Consider the following 17,233-nt stretch of genomic DNA (forward strand, 5'->3'; position numbering starts at 1 on the left):
GTCCTTGAGCTATGGCGGAATCTGGGTGATGACGGTGTGAGGAAGGCGGCGTATCGAGGCGGGTGACGAGCCTGCCAGAACCTCTCGAGGAGAGCGATACGCCATGACCGAGACTACCAATGTTCTTGCTTTCCGTCAGCCGTCCGCGGTTGATGATCCACTGACCGATATCGTTCGTGCCGGCGCGCGGGACCTGCTTGCCAGGGCGATCGAGATCGAGGTTGGCGCGTTTCTGGCCAGCACGGCCAATCTGACGCTGCCCGACGGTCGAGCGCGCCTGGTCCGACATGGGCACGGTCCGGTGCGCGAGATTGCGACCGGCATCGGTCCGGTGGAGGTCGCTCGTCCCAAGGTCCGCGACCGCGGAGCGAGCGGGCCAGGCGACCGCCTCCGCTTCAGTTCGGCAATCCTGCCGCTATGGGCGCGGCGGACGAAGAGCCTGGATGCCTTGATCCCGGTCCTCTATTTGCGCGGCATCTCGACCGGCGACTTCCAGGAGGCGCTCTCGGCGCTGCTCGGCAAGGATGCGCCGAACCTGTCGCCTTCGGTGATCGCCGGCCTGAAGGCCGATTGGCAGGTCGAGTACGAACGCTGGCAGAGACGCGATCTGTCGGCGCGTCGCTATGTCTACATCTGGGCCGATGGCGTGTACCTGCAGGCCCGCATGGAAGATCACAGCGAATGCATGCTGGTGCTGATTGGCACCACGCCGGAAGGCAAGAAGGAGCTGATCGGCTTCCAGGTCGGCGTGCGCGAGAGCGCGCAGAGCTGGCGCGAACTCCTGATCGACCTGCGGCAACGCGGGTTACGGATTGCCCCGCAACTCGCCATCGGCGACGGCGCCCTCGGCTTCTGGAAGGCACTGGACGAGGCCTTTCCCGGCACGCGGCACCAACGATGCTGGTGCCATAAAGTGAGCAACGTACTCGACAAGGTCGCCAAATCCGTGCAGGGCCCCATGAAGAACGACCTGCGGAACATCTATCTGGCCCCACACCGGGCCGAAGCTGAAACCGCGATCGACGTCTTCGTCGAGAAATACCACGTCAAATACGGACGTGCGGTGGAGTGCCTGATCAAGGATCGCCATGCGCTGCTCGCCTTCTTCGACTTCCCTGCTGAGCACTGGATCCACCTACGCAGCTCGAACCCGATCGAGAGCGTCTTCGCCACGGTGCGCCACCGAACGGTGCGGACCAAGGGATCGCTGTCGCAACAAACTGCGAAGCTGATGGTGTTCAAGCTCATCGACGCCGCATCGAAGACCTGGCGGCGATTGAAGAGCACGAACCAGTTGCCGAAAGTCATCGCCGGTGTAAAGTTCATCGACGGAATCGAAGTCATTCCGAACACTGAAAGCCACGCCGCCTGATCAGGCCGCGTCACCCAAAATCAGCCATAGCTCTCGGCGACGTAAGCATCTATTCAGCCTCCCTGGAACCCTACGCTAAAGCTCCGCAGCGGCCAACAGAGATACCCCTCAATCTGCGCACGCACTTGGGACGAAAGGCCGGACTTTACCCACTCGCTCAAACCGAAGCCCCACTCGTAACTCCCGATGCCTTCCTCTTCGCTTTCGCCCTTAGGATGGGAACAGGCGACACGATGGTTATCGTTTTCGATGCCCTAGTCATTGCGACATAGAGATCATTTATTTCCAATCTTTCAGGCGCAACGATGACTGCATGATCAAACTGAAGGCCTTTAACAAGGAGGGTGCTTCCGACAGATCGACTGGCCAAACGACGTCCGGCGTGCCTTGCCGTATTTTGCACCTGCCATGCTGCGCTACTCGTTTCCATCGCCACGGCTCAGCCAGTTCTTCAATTCTTGGAAAGGCGCTGACAACATCAACATCCCAATCGACGGCTGGGTCATGTCTGAAACCGAAAATTGACTGCAGGTAGTCCCCAAATACACAAGTCGGCAGATACCGAGAGACCACTTTGACCAAAGAGTGCTGGCTAATCGTACAATCCTGGTACTCATCGATCAGAACGCCAGCATATGAAGCCTTTAAAATGCTACTGATCGCACCTCTCTCGATAAGTCTCTGCGCCGCGGCGTAGACCTTCGACCATTCTTCTTCTTTGGGCTCAAAAGCTGATAAGCCAGATCTCTGTGGGAACGCTAAAGACAGACGAAGGGACGGAGCTATGGCGGAATCTGGGTGATGACGGTGTGAGGAAGGCGGCGTATCGAGGCGGGTGACGAGCCTGCCAGAACCTCTCGAGGAGAGCGATACGCCATGACCGAGACTACCAATGTTCTTGCTTTCCGTCAGCCGTCCGCGGTTGATGATCCACTGACCGATATCGTTCGAGCCGGCGCGCGGGACCTGCTTGCCAGGGCGATCGAGATCGAGGTTGGCGCGTTTCTGGCCAGCAAGGCCAATCTGACGCTGCCCGACGGTCGAGCGCGCCTGGTCCGACATGGGCACGGTCCGGTGCGCGAGATTGCGACCGGCATCGGTCCGGTGGAGGTCGCTCGTCCCAAGGTCCGCGACCGCGGAGCGAGCGGGCCAGGCGACCGCCTCCGCTTCAGTTCGGCAATCCTGCCGCTATGGGCGCGGCGGACGAAGAGCCTGGATGCCTTGATCCCGGTCCTCTATTTGCGCGGCATCTCGACCGGCGACTTCCAGGAGGCGCTCTCGGCGCTGCTCGGCAAGGATGCGCCGAACCTGTCGCCTTCGGTGATCGCCGGCCTGAAGGCCGATTGGCAGGTCGAGTACGAACGCTGGCAGAGACGCGATCTGTCGGCGCGTCGCTATGTCTACATCTGGGCCGATGGCGTGTACCTGCAGGCCCGCATGGAAGATCACAGCGAATGCATGCTGGTGCTGATTGGCACCACGCCGGAAGGCAAGAAGGAGCTGATCGGCTTCCAGGTCGGCGTGCGCGAGAGCGCGCAGAGCTGGCGCGAACTCCTGATCGACCTGCGGCAACGCGGGTTACGGATTGCCCCGCAACTCGCCATCGGCGACGGCGCCCTCGGCTTCTGGAAGGCACTGGACGAGGCCTTTCCCGGCACGCGGCACCAACGATGCTGGTGCCATAAAGTGAGCAACGTACTCGACAAGGTCGCCAAATCCGTGCAGGGCCCCATGAAGAACGACCTGCGGAACATCTATCTGGCCCCACACCGGGCCGAAGCTGAAACCGCGATCGACGTCTTCGTCGAGAAATACCACGTCAAATACGGACGTGCGGTGGAGTGCCTGATCAAGGATCGCCATGCGCTGCTCGCCTTCTTCGACTTCCCTGCTGAGCACTGGATCCACCTACGCAGCTCGAACCCGATCGAGAGCGTCTTCGCCACGGTGCGCCACCGAACGGTGCGGACCAAGGGATCGCTGTCGCAACAAACTGCGAAGCTGATGGTGTTCAAGCTCATCGACGCCGCATCGAAGACCTGGCGGCGATTGAAGAGCACGAACCAGTTGCCGAAAGTCATCGCCGGTGTAAAGTTCATCGACGGAATCGAAGTCATTCCGAACACTGAAAGCCACGCCGCCTGATCAGGCCGCGTCACCCAAAATCAGCCATAGCTCGAAGCGACCAACCAGCAATCGTGTCGAGGTCATAGTTCTGTGAATTCACCTTTTTTCAGCGAGACGTTTCCGAAGAGCGTCAACACCAGCGAGTGTATGGGTGAGCACAAGATAACGGCCCGCAGCGGCGGCTAAAACGTCAGTAATGCATTCTGTCCTCCCGCATCCGGCAGGAGCGACAACGCTTCCTGCTCGGCAGCTCAATATTTTCTGGATCAGAACCTCGCCAGTCACTGATCGGCCCAAGTACGAATTTTCCCAATGATTTGGGGGAAATCGCCTGTCATCGTGTTTAGGTTGGGCCCTACCAACTGCTCCCCGACCCACTCACTGGCAGCAATATCCTTGAATACACCTCTTTCGCGCGGATCAGGCTTGCCATCCTTGTCCAGCTTATCACGGACTTTAGCCAGCCCGCCTAGAACCTCTCGGACTTTTGCATCGTCTAATAGTTGCTCGAGCTCTCCAACGCTCTTGATCTTTCGCTCCGGTAGACGCCGTCGGCCTTGGTCAAACCATGTAGCTGGATTTCAGCATCCCGAAGTTCGTCAATATCCATCCATTCCCACTCTTAGGCCGCAGCTCGCGAGGATGCGCGACGAACGGGCTTATGACGGATAACGACGTCCACACGATAATTAAGCCGATCTAGGCATCGAACAATCCTGTCGATCGAGAACTTCCCTACGCGGCCGGTCACTAGGGCAGATACATCAGGCTGTTTAAGGCCTAGCAGTTCGGCAGCCTTTGTCTGAGTCAACTTGCGACGTTTGATGATCGCACGAAGCTCACGAATAAGTTTGGCTTTGAGGAGTTCTTCCTCAGGATTGGCAAAGCCAAGGTCAGCGAAAATATTATCGCTGCCTGCGGTTGCTTTAATTGCCTTACTCATTTCTTGCCTCCTTTTCCGTAGTTCTCTTGGTAATGAGCCTCGGCTGCCTTCAACCGGGCCTGAATTACCAAGATGTCGTGCTTCGGAGTCTCAATCCCCTTCTTCGACTTCTTTTGGAAGGCATGAAGGACATAGATAACGCCAGCGAAGCGTACGGTGTAGACGGCACGGAACGTATCGCCATCTTCATCGTCGATGACCTCCAGTACACTCCGGCCACCAAAGCCCTTTAAGGCCTTGGCACGAGGATGCTCGTCGCCGTTTTGTGCATCATTGATCGCAAACCCCATGACGCGGCGAACCTCGTCCGGGAAAGCTCGTAGATCGTCCTTTGACGATCCGATCCAAACTACGGGCTTCTGTGTGGTCATTCGCCCTTCTCTTATAGCACTACTGCTATAATTTTGCAAGGGTTTCCTGACGGGCCTATAAATGGCGAATTTCCGCCACTGCCCGTCGACGACCTCTCCGATCCTGTCCATCAACGTCGCTAGGCGTACTTTTGATGGCCTCGATCTTGGGTTGAAGCTATGGTGATCGCCACTGGGGAGGGGGCAATATCCTCATAAATCGAACCGGAACGAATGGTCTAGCTGTGGCGACTGATTGATCGGGGCGCTTTGGGCGCGTCAAAGTGATCAGCGAGGACCGGTCCTCTTTGCTGAAGCCAGCCAGCCAGCAAGCAATATTTTGAGGCTGGAGCTCCTGAGATCAGATGCCACCCAAGCTGCCTGCATTGGCAACACGCTCCCGGAAGGCGCCGCGCGTCAGTCAGGATCTACTCAGGCGCTTTACATGGTAGATCAGATCAATCGACGTATGTCTTGCGATCTTCGGTCCTACCACGCGAATGCGCTTGGCATTACTGGTCCGCAAATGATGATCTTGATGGCTCTGACGAAGCTGGAAGAAGATGGTGTTCCCGTCAATGCTGTCGCGAAGCTGATGAGAGTCGAGTCGGGTTTCATCACCAAGCAATCGAGGGAGCTTGAGGTAAGCAGTTCGTGCGCCGGAAATCCGACATGAATGATGCCAGGTACGTCCTTTTGTCGCTCACGGGCATCGCTCGCAAGATCCTTACGAGCAGCAGAAAGAGGTTGAGCAGTTCGTCTTTGATTATGTCAGCATTCAGGAGTTCGCCAAACTGGCCGCCTGTTTGAATGGACTCAGGTCTCGGTTGGAGAAGGCTCGGCTGCACGCCGCGCTGAACTCTGAGACAGATTGAGACAGTACTGGGAAGAGCGCGGGCCTTCTGCTATCTTCCGAGAGATCTGAGCCAGAAGATCCGTTTCGAATAGTGTCGCCCCGCCCCAGGAGCGGATATCGCCGTCCAGATGCAAGGATGGCACCGGGCGCAGTCGAACGAACGGACCAATCAGCCGATTCAGCGGCTGGGGTCGAGCGAACCGCGACACGAGTCTGAACGGTCCGTCCGTCATCCAACGCTGCTTGGCTGACCTGACGACGTTCGCCTCAGCGCAATTGCCTTCCCTGTCGCTCGAAGGCGTACATCGGATTGATACCGCAATAAGCGTAGGTGCCGGATGCGGTAGCCATGCACTGACTGTAGGTCGAGAACTGGCAGTTGCCCGGATATCCCCAGGCTCGGCCCTGCAGGCAATAAACGTCTTGGCGAGCCGGTGGGGTGTACGAATGAACCCGTGAAGCAGCGGTCAAATCTGATCCAAAGCTGACGAGGATAGGAAGTGCTAGGATTCCGGTAGCGAGAAGGTAAGGCATGAGATCTCTTGCCTCCTTAATTCGCTGAAGGATAGAGCATCCGTATTAGAGGTTTGATCTTAGTCAATTGCCGGTGTCGGGTCCAGTTGGACCATCGTCAGCGAGACAATCACCCGTGGCAGAGCCTCGACGGGGGCTCTTGAGCAGACGTTGGATATCAGGGTGGGCTTAAGAGGGCCGGAGCCGATTATCCGCACCCGTCCTTGGTCTTGGACACACTCGCTCGCGATCCGAAGCCGCCTTTCAAAGATACTCCGCAGTGAAACGCATCTTTTAAGCGCGACTTGTCGCCTTCGCGCAGCAGAACACTCGTATGGCACTCAATCCATGATCGCTTCGTTCGCTCCGACGCGCGTTGCGGGGCCCCCCTCGACCGGAGGACAACACATTGCGTCACCTCAACTGCTGCGCGCGCACTGCGTCACAATGACACTACTTCTCCTCTTCATGGCCGCTTGTTACAATGACATCCATAGATTGCGCCGGATCAATTCGCGAGGCTCCCCTTCGTATATTCTGGTTCAGGAGTTCGTGAGCATCACCACAGACCATAGATCCCTAATCAATTCGCTCAGTGAGCTCGGCATATCGAGCGGCTCGAATCCGATCGTCAGCTTGAGTGAATTCACTTACAAGAAAGGTAAAACCATCTACATCGAGAGTGAGCCAGCCGAGTACGTCTACCAGGTCAGGAAAGGCGCGGTACGGACCTGCAAATTACTCTCCGATGGGCGGCGCCAGATTGGCGCATTTCATTTGCCGGGTGATATTTTTGGACTCGAGAACGGCGGAGTCCACCGATTTACGGCGGAAGCGATCATCCAAACCGCTGTTCGCCTGATCAGGCGGCAACACCTTGAGACGGTCGCCGAGAATGACGCGGTTGTCTGGCGCACCTTGCTCAGCTTGACGACGAATAACTTGCAACACGCCGAAGACCATATGCTGCTGCTCGGACGTAAAACTGCTCTGGAGCGCGTTGCCGCGTTCTTGCACGAGATGGATGAACGACTCACGGCTGCTGACGGAGCTATGGCGGAATCTGGGTGATGACGGTGTGAGGAAGGCGGCGTATCGAGGCGGGTGACGAGCCTGCCAGAACCTCTCGAGGAGAGCGATACGCCATGACCGAGACTACCAATGTTCTTGCTTTCCGTCAGCCGTCCGCGGTTGATGATCCACTGACCGATATCGTTCGTGCCGGCGCGCGGGACCTGCTTGCCAGGGCGATCGAGATCGAGGTTGGCGCGTTTCTGGCCAGCACGGCCAATCTGACGCTGCCCGACGGTCGAGCGCGCCTGGTCCGACATGGGCACGGTCCGGTGCGCGAGATTGCGACCGGCATCGGTCCGGTGGAGGTCGCTCGTCCCAAGGTCCGCGACCGCGGAGCGAGCGGGCCAGGCGACCGCCTCCGCTTCAGTTCGGCAATCCTGCCGCTATGGGCGCGGCGGACGAAGAGCCTGGATGCCTTGATCCCGGTCCTCTATTTGCGCGGCATCTCGACCGGCGACTTCCAGGAGGCGCTCTCGGCGCTGCTCGGCAAGGATGCGCCGAACCTGTCGCCTTCGGTGATCGCCGGCCTGAAGGCCGATTGGCAGGTCGAGTACGAACGCTGGCAGAGACGCGATCTGTCGGCGCGTCGCTATGTCTACATCTGGGCCGATGGCGTGTACCTGCAGGCCCGCATGGAAGATCACAGCGAATGCATGCTGGTGCTGATTGGCACCACGCCGGAAGGCAAGAAGGAGCTGATCGGCTTCCAGGTCGGCGTGCGCGAGAGCGCGCAGAGCTGGCGCGAACTCCTGATCGACCTGCGGCAACGCGGGTTACGGATTGCCCCGCAACTCGCCATCGGCGACGGCGCCCTCGGCTTCTGGAAGGCACTGGACGAGGCCTTTCCCGGCACGCGGCACCAACGATGCTGGTGCCATAAAGTGAGCAACGTACTCGACAAGGTCGCCAAATCCGTGCAGGGCCCCATGAAGAACGACCTGCGGAACATCTATCTGGCCCCACACCGGGCCGAAGCTGAAACCGCGATCGACGTCTTCGTCGAGAAATACCACGTCAAATACGGACGTGCGGTGGAGTGCCTGATCAAGGATCGCCATGCGCTGCTCGCCTTCTTCGACTTCCCTGCTGAGCACTGGATCCACCTACGCAGCTCGAACCCGATCGAGAGCGTCTTCGCCACGGTGCGCCACCGAACGGTGCGGACCAAGGGATCGCTGTCGCAACAAACTGCGAAGCTGATGGTGTTCAAGCTCATCGACGCCGCATCGAAGACCTGGCGGCGATTGAAGAGCACGAACCAGTTGCCGAAAGTCATCGCCGGTGTAAAGTTCATCGACGGAATCGAAGTCATTCCGAACACTGAAAGCCACGCCGCCTGATCAGGCCGCGTCACCCAAAATCAGCCATAGCTCCTGCTGACGTGATCTCGCTCCCAATGTCTCGGCGCGACATCGCCGATTACCTTGGTTTGACCGTCGAAACCGTTTCGCGTGCAGTGTCGCAATTGCACACTGATGGTGTCCTCGATTTCATCGGCAATACCCAACGCGAGATCGTGATTCTGGACCGGCAGCGGCTCGCGAGCCTTGACCTGCAAAGCTAACATGCGGACGGCGTGAAAAGCTTCGGTCGCGGTTAGGATCGCCCGCAGCAACTACCGCACTTTCAGGAAAATTGATCTCACCTCCGAGGCGCAACCAATCAGCTATCGAGTGCTATTTCCCGAACGCTGCGATGTACCTTCGGGCGGTGCGGGTAAACACCGCCGGATCATACAGGCCCTTGAGCCAACGCCGGTGACGACGGCAAACCATTGCAATAGACTCGACCGCCGTTTCGATCTCGAATGGAATGCATTCGGGTTTCACGCGCGCCGCAACGTCTCAAAGGCGAAATCACCCAGAAGGTCGGCACGCCTGTTCATTTGTACAGCATAAACGCCGGTACGTTTTCGTGTCCGAAGCTCATTCGAAACAACACGACGAACGTCTAAGCATGCGCTTTTGGCCGGACGGGCCGTGCCCAATTAATCCTCCATCAAGGCCACTTCCGGGAAAATACGGTAAGCGACGTTCGCGTCCCACTCGCAAAGGTTTGGCGTGGGGATTGCAGTCTGTTGATCAACGTGTTTGCAAATCGTTGGCGGGGGGTATGGAGGCGGCAACGACGGAGAATTACGAGGTGCGGCCGAACGACCAGGGCAGGAGCTCGTCGATCCGGGACTGCGGGTGACCGGTTGCGATCGCTTTGAGCGTCGCTTTCATCCAGACGTAGGGCTCCACGCTGTTGATTTTGCAGGTGGTGATGAGCGAAGCTATGCGCGCCCATGAACGACCACCTTCGTCGTGACCAGCAAATAAACTATTTTTACGCGTCAGAGTCAGCGGCCTGATTTGATTTTCGACGGGATTGGTGTCCATCTCAACGCAACCATCGTCGAGAAACAAGGTGAGGCCATCCCAATGGTTCAGGAGATAGGCGATCGCCTTGCCCATCTCGCTGCCCGGCGACAGGCGAGCGGCTTGCTCGCGCAGAAACCTCTCGAGTTCAGCGACGAGCGGCCGTGATCGCTCGTTACGGGTCGTTTGCCGAGCCGGGGCGTCGGCGCCACGGATCTCCTTCTCGATCGCATAGAGTGCGGCGATGCGCGCGAGAACGGCTTCGGCGATGGGTGAGCCGGCTTTCGGAGTCGCTGCGATGATCTTGCGCCTTGAGTGGGACCAACATGCGGCCAGCCGCAGCGGCACGCCGCCTTTGCGCTTGGGCCGTGCGAGCCGATGATAGCCCTGGTATCCGTCGACCTGAAGGATGCCGTCGAAGCCCTCGAGGATGCGCTCAGCATGGTCACCACCGCGTCCTGGCGCGTAGTGGTAGACCACGATTGGTGGATCAGCGCCGCCGTGGCCGCGATCGTCGCGCAGGACAGCCCACAGATAGCCGGTCTTCGTTCGGCCCCGGCCCGGATCGAGCACAGGCGCCCTGGTCTCGTCTATGAACAAGCGGCCCGATTGCTTCATCACGACGCTCATGCGCTCGACCAGCGGCGCGAGGTGGAAGGCGACCGTTCCCATCCAGTCTGCCAGAACGGCGCGATCGATGAAGATGCCATGCCGAGCCAGAACCTGCGACTGACGATAGAGTGGCATGTGCTCGCTGAACTTGGCGACCGCCACCTGCGCCAGCAGCGCCTCGGTGGGGATGCCACCCTCCACGAGATGGGCGGGCGCCGGCGCCTGAGCAACACCGGTGCAGCCCTTTGCGCAGGCGTAGCGCGGTCGCACCGTCTCGATCACACGATACTGGGCGGCCATGACATCGAGACGGCGGGAGCGATCCTCGCCGATCTGGACCATCCGGCCGCAGCCGCAGGGACACTCGAGGTTCTCGGGTTCGATCACCTGCTCGATGCGCGGCAGGTGCGCGGGAAAGGCACGGGCAGCGCGCCTGGTCCGGCGGCTGGACGGCGCCGTGCCGGCGCGGCGCGCACGATCGTCCTGGCGTTCCTGGACTTCGGCGATGGCAATCTCGATGTCCTCGAGAACCAGTTGCATCTGATCGGGATTGAACTTCTCCGAGCGTTTACCGAAACGTGCGCGCTCGTACTCCTTCACGAGCAGTTCGAGGCGTTCGACGCTCTCTTTGGACGCAGCCAGTTCACTCTCGACATGAAGGCGCGCCGAGCATTCATCGTCTGCGCGACGACGCTCGGCTTCAATCATCGCTTCCTGCGCGCGGAAGAGCGCGCGCAAATCGGCGGGCAGCGCTGCAAGACGGGCGGGATCAATGGGGGACGGCGGCACATCCGCAAGCTATCATCCCAAAGCCCCGCGCGAAACAGGTTGTCGGGTCTGAGTCAGTTCGCCGCAGCTGGCGTCGCGACAATCCGTTCGCCCACTCGCTTCCAGTTCAGCCCTTCAAACGAGGGGATTGAGGAATGTCCCTGATAGTGAGTCTGACGAATCATTTCCGGAGGTGGTCGAGGTTGGGGACCCCCACCATCCTTTGTGGGGGCGCTCATATCGAGTGATTAGGAAGATCGGTCAGCGAGGCCGAGGCATTCCCGCTTCGTATGAAGTTGAGTATCGCGCAGGAAGCAGTCTTCTGATTCAAGCAACCGCAATCGAATATTATGAGCAAGAGGCAAATCAGATTAAGCTGAGTATGGAGGCTCTACTCGAGCTTTTATCGACAGCGGATTGTCCCGACGCACATGAGCATGGATCCAGCCGATCTTTGGTCGACGCTGACGCCCGCGCTCCGACGCCAGATCGTCGAAGACGTCGCCGCAATTTTGGCGGAGATCCCTCATGAAGTCCGAGCTGGTCACACCAAGCCACTTGGCGCGCAAAGCCGTAGTCTACATCCGGCAGTCGACGCCCCATCAGGTCGTAAGCAATCAGGAGAGCCTGCGCCTTCAATACGCGCTTCGCCAGCGCGCCCGCGAACTCGGATGGCGTGAGGCGGCCATCGACGTGATTGATGCCGATCTCGGGTTGAGCGGCGCGTCTATAGCACAGCGTAACGGCTTCAAGGAACTCGTTGGCCGTGTTGGCCTGAGTGAAGTGGGACTCATCCTGTCGATCGACGTGACCCGCTTGGCGCGTAATTGTACCGACTGGTATCCGCTCCTGGATATCTGTGGTCTGCGGATTTCACGGATCGTGAGCATCGATTTCGCGCGATCGTGAGCACTGAATTCAGACGATCGTGAGCAGCCCGCTACGGCCGATGGGAGATAGAGTCAGTGTTCTGGTTGGCCGTCAAGGGTGATGGTTTTGGCGCTGCGTTTTCGCATGCTTTCTCCGGTGAGCTGGAGGCGGTGGGCGTTGTGGACGAGGCGATCGAGAATGGCGTCGGCGACCGTGGGGTCCCCAATGGCTCCATGCCAGGTGTCCACGGGGAGCTGACTTGTGACGATGGTGGATGCGCGGCCATGGCGGTCCTCGAGGATTTCGAGCAGATCGCGGCGTTCCGCGGCGGTGAGCACCGATAGTCCCCAATCATCCAAAATCAGAAGCTGAGCGCGGCCGAGGCTTTTGAGGAGCCGGGCGTAACGTCCGTCTCCGCGCGCGAGCGCGAGCGCCTCGAACAGCCTTGGAACGCGATGATAGAGGACTGATCGGTTGTCGCGGCAGGCCTTGTGGCCGAGCGCGCAGGCTAACCAACTTTTGCCCAGGCCGGTTGCCCCGGTGACGAGCAAATTCTCGTGGCGATCGATCCAGCGACCTTCGACGAGTTTGGCGAAAACGGCGCGGTCGATGCCCCGCGGGGTGCGCAGATCGACGTCCTCGACGCAAGCAGTCTGGCGCAGTGCGGCGATCTTGAGGCGCGTGGTGAGCCGCCTGGTGTCGCGTTCGGCGGCTTCGCGGTCGACCAACAGGCCGATGCGATCTTCGAACGGCAGGGCTTCGAGATCGGGCGATCGGCGCTGCTCCTCGAAGGCCTTGGCCATTCCGGTCAGGCCAAGCTCGATCAGCCGTTCGTGGGTTGGGTGGTTAAGCATGCCGGGTCTCTCCTTGCTTCAGTGGAAGTAGTCGCGTCCGCGGATATTGCCGTGGCGCAGGGGCTGGTGCTCGAAAGATTCGTCGAAGAACGTGCGATCGAGGCCGTTCTGGAGGATCGATCTAATCGAGGCGACGGAGCGCGCCTTGATGAGGATGCCCCTCCGGCAGGCTGCGTCGAGGCGTTCGGCGCCGTAGCTTTTGACGAGCGCCAGAATGCCAAGGCAGGTTCGAAAGCCTTGTTCTGGATGGGGCCGGGCGTCGATCACGGCCTGGAAAAACGCTGCTGTCGAAGGACCGATCCGCTCGCCGGCGGCGATCACCGCGGCGGGGGTCCATTTGCCGTAGCGGCGATGGGCGCTCGGCATGTGGTCGGCGATGGTGGTGTGTCCGCGTCGGTTGGGCGCGCGGGCATGGCTGGCGATCCGCTGGCCCTTGTGGAAGATCTCGACCGTCCGATCGTCGATACGGGCATCGACCAGCTCGCCAATCAGACGATACGGCGCGGAGTACCAATGGCCGTCGACCTCGACATGATAATCGGGAGCGAGGCGGCAGCGCTTCCAGCGTGCGAAGGCATAAGGCTGATCTGGCAGCGGGGTTAGCTTGGGTTTGTCGAGTTCGGCAAACAGTTCGGCGCGGCTTGAGCCGAAGCCACGCATTTGACGAGCATTGAGTTCGTCGACGAGTGTCTTGATGGCGGCGTTGAGCTCGGCCCGGGAAAAGAAGCGCTGATTGCGCAGCCGGGCCAGAATCCAGCGCTGGGCGATTTGCACCGCGACCTCGACCTTCGCCTTGTCTTTTGGGCGCCGCGGCCGTGCGGCGAGAATGGCCGTGCCGTAATGGCTCGCCATCTCGGCATAAGTGCGATTGAGGCCGGGATCGTAGCGGTCGGGGTTGCTGACGGCGGCTTTGAGGTTGTCGCAGACCACGAACGTCGGCGTTCCGCTCAAAAACGTGAACAAGTTGACGTGGGCCCGGATCCAGTCGGCCAAGCTCTCGCTGGGGCAGGCCTCGGCGTAGGTGTAGTTCGAAGCGCCCATCGCCGCGACGAACAGCTTCATCGGCTGCACTTCCCCGGTCAGCGGATCGACGATGTCGATGGTGTCGCCGGCGAAATCCACGAACACCTTCTCGCCGCCCAGATGAATCTGCCGCATCGAAGGTCGGACCCGCCCCTTCCAGGCCTCGTAGGTAGTGCAGAACCACGTGTACCCGAAACCGTCGGGATTAACGGCGCGATACTCCTCCCAGAGCAGGCGACGGGTTACGTTGCGCCGGCGGAGCTCTTTATCGATGTAGCTCCAGTCGGGCACCGGCCGCTGCGGGCTCTGAGACGCTGGTCGTGGGGCCGGGAAAAGCAAAAGCTCCAGGTCTTCATCGGTCATTCCCTCCGGAAGCGGCCAGCTCAACCCAGCAGAGCGGGCGCGGCTCAGGTAGCTGTGCACAACGCCGTTGCTGACGCCCACGCTCCGCGCGATGGCCCGCTCTGGCAGGCCTTGAAAATGTTTTAACCGAAGGACTTCCTTGATCCGGCGCATCGACAATCTCTGGGTAGGCATTGGACTTCCTCGTTAACCACGAGGTCATCCCTAAGCCGGTTGAGTTGTCGGCCGAAGCGCTGCAAGGCTCCGAAAGCCTTGCTCACGATCCCGCGAAATCGTTGCTCACGATCGTCTGAAATCTCTGCTCACGATCCCCTGAAATCCGCGCTCACGATCCCGCGAAACGCGCATCTGTGGTCTACGTGGCTGCCTGATCGCCGACCGCGATGGTGTCTATGATCCGGGCACTCCCAACGGACGGTTGCTTCTCGGGCTGAAGGGTTCGATCTCCGAGCTTGAGCTACATACGATCCGCAGCCGGCTGACCGCCGGCCTGCTGGCCAAAGCCGAACGCGGCGAACTTGCGGTTATGCTGCCAATCGCCCCGCGGGTCACTTCAAATTCCTCCGGGTGTGGTCAGTCAAATTCCTCCACCCGCGAGGCAGGACAAGGGACTGTTAGTTTGAGTTTGTTTCCCGGGCAAGAGCTTCAGCGGCTTCTTTGAGCCGATAGCTGCGTCCGTCGAACTCAAGCAGATGGCAATGATGCATAAGGCGATCGAGGATCGTCGTGCTCATAGTGTTGTCCCCAAGGTATGCCCCCCAATCCTGCACGACGCGATTGGAGGTGACGATGACGCTGCGGCGCAGTTTGTAACGCTGATGGATCAGGGTCTGCAGCAAAGTGCCGGCGTCGTCGGGGATGGCGCGTGCGAGGAATAGATCGTCCAGCACGAGGAGATCGCAGTCGATGATGGTTCGCAGCCGGACCTCGCGTTGTGCCGGAGAGTTCAGGGCGTAGCGGTGGAAGAAGTCGTCGGTCTCAAGATACTGGACCTTGTGGCTTTGCAGGATCGCCTGATAGGCAATCGCCTTGGCGATGTGCGACTTCCCGGTGCCAGGTTTGCCAACAAGCAGAGCGTTCTCGCCAGCGGCAATGAACGCCAGGGTGTGGAGCTGGAAGCAGGTCTGACGTGGCAGTTTGGGATTGAAGGACCAGTCGAACTCGGCGAGCGTCAGCTTTTCGTCGAGCCCGGATTGCTGGTATCGCCGCTCGATAAGACGGGACTGACGACGGTCCAGTTCATCCTGCAGGATAAGGGAGAAGGTCTCGAGGAAGGGCTGGTTGGCGCCCTGCGCCTGGAGCACGCGCGTCTGCAGCGTGTCGCGGACACCCGACAGGCGCAGCTGTCGTAGGCAACGCTCAATTTCCGGCATGGTCATCATGTGGCTAGGTCTCCAGTTTAAGGTGAGAAGGTGCAGCGGGAGCGCTCGTGGCGCCGGAGTTGGCCGGGGTTGCGCAGGCGACACGAGCGCGGATTGCCGTGGCGTGATCGTCGTGAGCCTCGGCCTGCCGACCATTGTCGTCGGCGTCGCGCCGCACAGCGCGGCTGAAGAGGTCGCCGTATTCCGCGGGGGTACGGATCAGCGGATGATCCTGGGTGAGCGGCGATGCCGGCTGTGGCGTCACTCCAACCTGCTCGATCGCCTGTTCGAACAACCGCTCGACGGTCGCACGCACGTGCTTGTAGCGGTAGATGCGGTTGTCGATGGCGTGCGCGCAGGCCTGCTCGACCAGCCGCGCCGGATACTTCCGGCCCAGCCCGACAATGCCCCACATCGCGCGCTGTCCGGGGCGCCCTTCGGTGTCGAACACCTGCTGGCACAAGGCCCTGGTCTGCGGTCCGATGCGCTCGGCGCTCGCCAGCAGCACGGCGGTTTGCCGCGACGGGTTGAACGGCCGTTCGCTGGTCGGCAGGACGACAGAACCGGGGTGCGCCATCCGGGAATGAACACGCAGCAGCGCACGGGTGTGGCGATCACGGATCTCGATCGTGGTGGTGTAGATGCGCACGACGACCTGGCTGCCGATCGGCGCGGGCCGCGCGGCGTAATAGCTGTTGTCGACGCGTACGGTGGTGTCGTCGCAGACAGTCCGGACGACTTCGGTGAAGATGCGGAAGGGAGCGACAGGCAGCGGCCGCAGGTGCGGCTTCTCTTCCTGGAACATCGCCTCGACCTGACGGCGCGTGCTGCCGTGGATGCGTTTGGAAGCCCAGTTCTCCTCCCAGTGCCTCAAGAACTCGTTTTGCGCCTCCAGCGTCTCGAAGCGCCGTCCGGCCAGCGCAGTGCCCTGGGTATGTTGAATCGCATTCTCGACGCATCCTTTCCGATTTGGATCGGCCACGCGCGCGGGATCGGCGACCACGGCGTAATGAGCCAGCATCGCGCTGTAAATCGGGTTGAGCTGGGGCTCGTACAAATCCGGCTTGAGGACGCCTTCCTTCAGGTTGTCGAGCACGACATAGCTGGGGACCCCGCCAAAATACCGGAACGCCTCTTCGTGGAGCTGCGCCCAGACTTGTTGGCTGGACTTCCAGACTACCCGCCGGAAGCTGCGCCGCGAGTAGCGTAGCGTCATCACGAACAGGCGGGGACGACGGTACCGCCCGCTCTTCGGATCAACCGTCGGCGCGCCCTCGCCATAGTCGACCTGAGCTTCCTCGCCGGGGAGGAACTCAAGACGATCAAACTGCTCAGGATCAGCGTGCCGCAACCGGCGCACAAACCGCTTGACACTCTGGTAGCTGGACGGAAAGCCAAATTGATCAACCAGGTCCTGGTAAATCGCCTGCGCGTTCCGCTTCAGCCGGACCTGTTCTTCGATCCACGTCCGATGCGCTTCGCAAGCCGAACGGGCCAGGCTGCTGGTGACCGTCGCTTCCGATGTCCCAAAAGCCGGTGGTCGGGGTGGAGGAATTTGGCCGTCCGCGCTCACCGAGCCGGTGGTCACTTCCCCGGGGGAATTTGCCTCCGCACCGGCCCGCAGCGCCTGATAACGCCGGATCGTCTTGCGATCGACACCCGTCAGCCGGTGAATCTCGCGCTGGCTGGTGTTGCGATCAAGTAATGTAAGTACGGTGCTTTGCAGATGTCGCTTCAAGACGTTCAACTCCCCGGCCCCTTGCTGGCTAAAGGGGTCGAACATAAAC

15 protein-coding genes and 2 pseudogenes are annotated in these 17,233 nt (G+C 60.2%); 8 read left to right on the forward strand and 9 right to left on the reverse strand.

Features of this window, described 5'->3' with window-relative positions:
- Positions 1-103: 103 nt before the first annotated feature.
- On the forward strand, positions 104-1,372 hold the full coding sequence (locus J4G43_RS43205) for an IS256 family transposase (protein WP_038952271.1): 1,269 nt from the start codon (positions 104-106) through the stop codon (positions 1,370-1,372).
- Positions 1,373-1,651: 279 nt separating this feature from the next.
- On the opposite strand, the gene J4G43_RS43210 is transcribed toward J4G43_RS43205, so the two are convergent.
- The gene (locus J4G43_RS43210) at positions 1,652-2,314 is read right to left on the reverse strand and encodes a UvrD-helicase domain-containing protein (protein ID WP_225005822.1); all 663 of its coding nucleotides are present in this window, start codon (positions 2,312-2,314) and stop codon (positions 1,652-1,654) included.
- Between J4G43_RS43210 and J4G43_RS43215 the strand changes: the two genes are divergently transcribed.
- Positions 2,249-3,517: an IS256 family transposase gene (locus tag J4G43_RS43215; protein WP_208083632.1), complete on the forward strand. Its 1,269-nt coding sequence runs from the start codon at positions 2,249-2,251 to the stop codon at positions 3,515-3,517. The genes J4G43_RS43210 and J4G43_RS43215 overlap by 66 nt on opposite strands.
- A 604-nt stretch (positions 3,518-4,121) precedes the next feature.
- Here J4G43_RS43215 and J4G43_RS43220 read toward each other — a convergent pair.
- Entirely contained in the window at positions 4,122-4,442 is a 321-nt protein-coding gene (locus tag J4G43_RS43220; protein WP_011084909.1) for a helix-turn-helix domain-containing protein, read from the reverse strand.
- The gene (locus tag J4G43_RS43225; protein WP_014497752.1) at positions 4,439-4,813 is read right to left on the reverse strand and encodes a type II toxin-antitoxin system RelE/ParE family toxin; all 375 of its coding nucleotides are present in this window, start codon (positions 4,811-4,813) and stop codon (positions 4,439-4,441) included. Before J4G43_RS43225 ends, J4G43_RS43220 begins: the two co-directional genes overlap by 4 nt.
- A gap of 235 nt (positions 4,814-5,048) precedes the next feature.
- On the opposite strand from J4G43_RS43225, the gene J4G43_RS43230 reads away from it, so the two are divergent.
- On the forward strand, positions 5,049-5,468 hold the full coding sequence (locus J4G43_RS43230; RefSeq protein ID WP_225005449.1) for a hypothetical protein: 420 nt from the start codon (positions 5,049-5,051) through the stop codon (positions 5,466-5,468).
- 447 nt (positions 5,469-5,915) lie between these two features.
- On the opposite strand, the gene J4G43_RS43235 is transcribed toward J4G43_RS43230, so the two are convergent.
- Positions 5,916-6,182: a DUF3551 domain-containing protein gene (locus J4G43_RS43235; protein WP_018648598.1), complete on the reverse strand. Its 267-nt coding sequence runs from the start codon at positions 6,180-6,182 to the stop codon at positions 5,916-5,918.
- A gap of 426 nt (positions 6,183-6,608) precedes the next feature.
- On the opposite strand from J4G43_RS43235, the pseudogene J4G43_RS43240 reads away from it, so the two are divergent.
- The 3 genes and pseudogenes from J4G43_RS43240 to J4G43_RS43250 all read left to right on the forward strand — a co-directional run.
- Positions 6,609-7,208, forward strand: a pseudogene (locus J4G43_RS43240) (cyclic nucleotide-binding domain-containing protein); the annotation flags it as partial.
- Between the two features lie 98 nt (positions 7,209-7,306).
- On the forward strand, positions 7,307-8,575 hold the full coding sequence (locus tag J4G43_RS43245) for an IS256 family transposase (protein WP_038952271.1): 1,269 nt from the start codon (positions 7,307-7,309) through the stop codon (positions 8,573-8,575).
- A 41-nt stretch (positions 8,576-8,616) separates the two neighbouring features.
- Positions 8,617-8,799 (forward strand): annotated as a pseudogene (locus J4G43_RS43250) (helix-turn-helix domain-containing protein); the annotation flags it as partial.
- A gap of 571 nt (positions 8,800-9,370) precedes the next feature.
- Here J4G43_RS43250 and tnpC read toward each other — a convergent pair.
- Positions 9,371-10,915 (reverse strand): IS66 family transposase, encoded by a 1,545-nt coding sequence (gene tnpC, locus J4G43_RS43255; RefSeq protein ID WP_225005823.1) that lies wholly within the window; start codon positions 10,913-10,915, stop codon positions 9,371-9,373.
- Between the two features lie 588 nt (positions 10,916-11,503).
- Between tnpC and J4G43_RS43260 the strand changes: the two genes are divergently transcribed.
- A complete protein-coding gene (locus J4G43_RS43260) occupies positions 11,504-11,884 on the forward strand; it encodes a recombinase family protein (RefSeq protein ID WP_208088583.1) in 381 nt (126 codons plus the stop codon).
- Between the two features lie 53 nt (positions 11,885-11,937).
- Here the strand turns inward: J4G43_RS43260 and istB (J4G43_RS43265) are convergent, their stop codons facing one another.
- Both istB (J4G43_RS43265) and istA (J4G43_RS43270) read right to left on the reverse strand, forming a co-directional pair.
- Complete coding sequence (gene istB / locus J4G43_RS43265; protein ID WP_011090937.1) at positions 11,938-12,699, reverse strand: IS21-like element ISFK1 family helper ATPase IstB; 762 nt, start codon at positions 12,697-12,699, stop codon at positions 11,938-11,940.
- A gap of 18 nt (positions 12,700-12,717) precedes the next feature.
- Positions 12,718-14,259, reverse strand: a complete 1,542-nt coding sequence (gene istA / locus J4G43_RS43270; RefSeq protein WP_060907903.1) for an IS21-like element ISFK1 family transposase — start codon at positions 14,257-14,259, stop codon at positions 12,718-12,720.
- Between the two features lie 244 nt (positions 14,260-14,503).
- Here istA (J4G43_RS43270) and J4G43_RS43275 point away from each other — a divergent pair, with 244 nt between their 5' ends.
- Positions 14,504-14,746 (forward strand): recombinase family protein, encoded by a 243-nt coding sequence (locus J4G43_RS43275; RefSeq protein ID WP_249814701.1) that lies wholly within the window; start codon positions 14,504-14,506, stop codon positions 14,744-14,746.
- Here J4G43_RS43275 and istB (J4G43_RS43280) read toward each other — a convergent pair.
- Together istB (J4G43_RS43280) and istA (J4G43_RS43285) are read right to left on the reverse strand one after the other, a co-directional pair.
- The gene (gene istB / locus J4G43_RS43280) at positions 14,700-15,467 is read right to left on the reverse strand and encodes an IS21-like element IS1631 family helper ATPase IstB (protein ID WP_038952109.1); all 768 of its coding nucleotides are present in this window, start codon (positions 15,465-15,467) and stop codon (positions 14,700-14,702) included. The two genes, J4G43_RS43275 and istB (J4G43_RS43280), sit on opposite strands and share 47 nt — an antisense overlap.
- 4 nt (positions 15,468-15,471) lie before the next feature.
- Positions 15,472-17,229: an IS21-like element IS1631 family transposase gene (istA, locus tag J4G43_RS43285; RefSeq protein ID WP_100214066.1), complete on the reverse strand. Its 1,758-nt coding sequence runs from the start codon at positions 17,227-17,229 to the stop codon at positions 15,472-15,474.
- Positions 17,230-17,233 lie beyond the last annotated feature (4 nt).

Origin of the sequence: Bradyrhizobium barranii subsp. barranii (assembly GCF_017565645.3) — a bacterium.
Taxonomy (GTDB): Bacteria; Pseudomonadota; Alphaproteobacteria; order Rhizobiales; family Xanthobacteraceae; genus Bradyrhizobium; species Bradyrhizobium barranii.

What these genes read in the sequence shown, in the direction of transcription:
- tnpC (WP_225005823.1), bottom strand. Translation starts at nt 10,915, where the DNA reads ATGATTGAAGCCGAGCGTCGTCGCGCAGACGATGAATGCTCGGCGCGC.
- istA (WP_100214066.1), bottom strand. Translation starts at nt 17,229, where the DNA reads ATGTTCGACCCCTTTAGCCAGCAAGGGGCCGGGGAGTTGAACGTCTTG.
- J4G43_RS43205 (WP_038952271.1), top strand. Translation starts at nt 104, where the DNA reads ATGACCGAGACTACCAATGTTCTTGCTTTCCGTCAGCCGTCCGCGGTT.
- istB (WP_011090937.1), bottom strand. Translation starts at nt 12,699, where the DNA reads ATGCTTAACCACCCAACCCACGAACGGCTGATCGAGCTTGGCCTGACC.
- istA (WP_060907903.1), bottom strand. Translation starts at nt 14,259, where the DNA reads ATGCCTACCCAGAGATTGTCGATGCGCCGGATCAAGGAAGTCCTTCGG.
- J4G43_RS43220 (WP_011084909.1), bottom strand. Translation starts at nt 4,442, where the DNA reads ATGAGTAAGGCAATTAAAGCAACCGCAGGCAGCGATAATATTTTCGCT.
- istB (WP_038952109.1), bottom strand. Translation starts at nt 15,467, where the DNA reads ATGATGACCATGCCGGAAATTGAGCGTTGCCTACGACAGCTGCGCCTG.
- J4G43_RS43260 (WP_208088583.1), top strand. Translation starts at nt 11,504, where the DNA reads ATGAAGTCCGAGCTGGTCACACCAAGCCACTTGGCGCGCAAAGCCGTA.
- J4G43_RS43215 (WP_208083632.1), top strand. Translation starts at nt 2,249, where the DNA reads ATGACCGAGACTACCAATGTTCTTGCTTTCCGTCAGCCGTCCGCGGTT.
- J4G43_RS43245 (WP_038952271.1), top strand. Translation starts at nt 7,307, where the DNA reads ATGACCGAGACTACCAATGTTCTTGCTTTCCGTCAGCCGTCCGCGGTT.
- J4G43_RS43225 (WP_014497752.1), bottom strand. Translation starts at nt 4,813, where the DNA reads ATGACCACACAGAAGCCCGTAGTTTGGATCGGATCGTCAAAGGACGAT.
- J4G43_RS43235 (WP_018648598.1), bottom strand. Translation starts at nt 6,182, where the DNA reads ATGCCTTACCTTCTCGCTACCGGAATCCTAGCACTTCCTATCCTCGTC.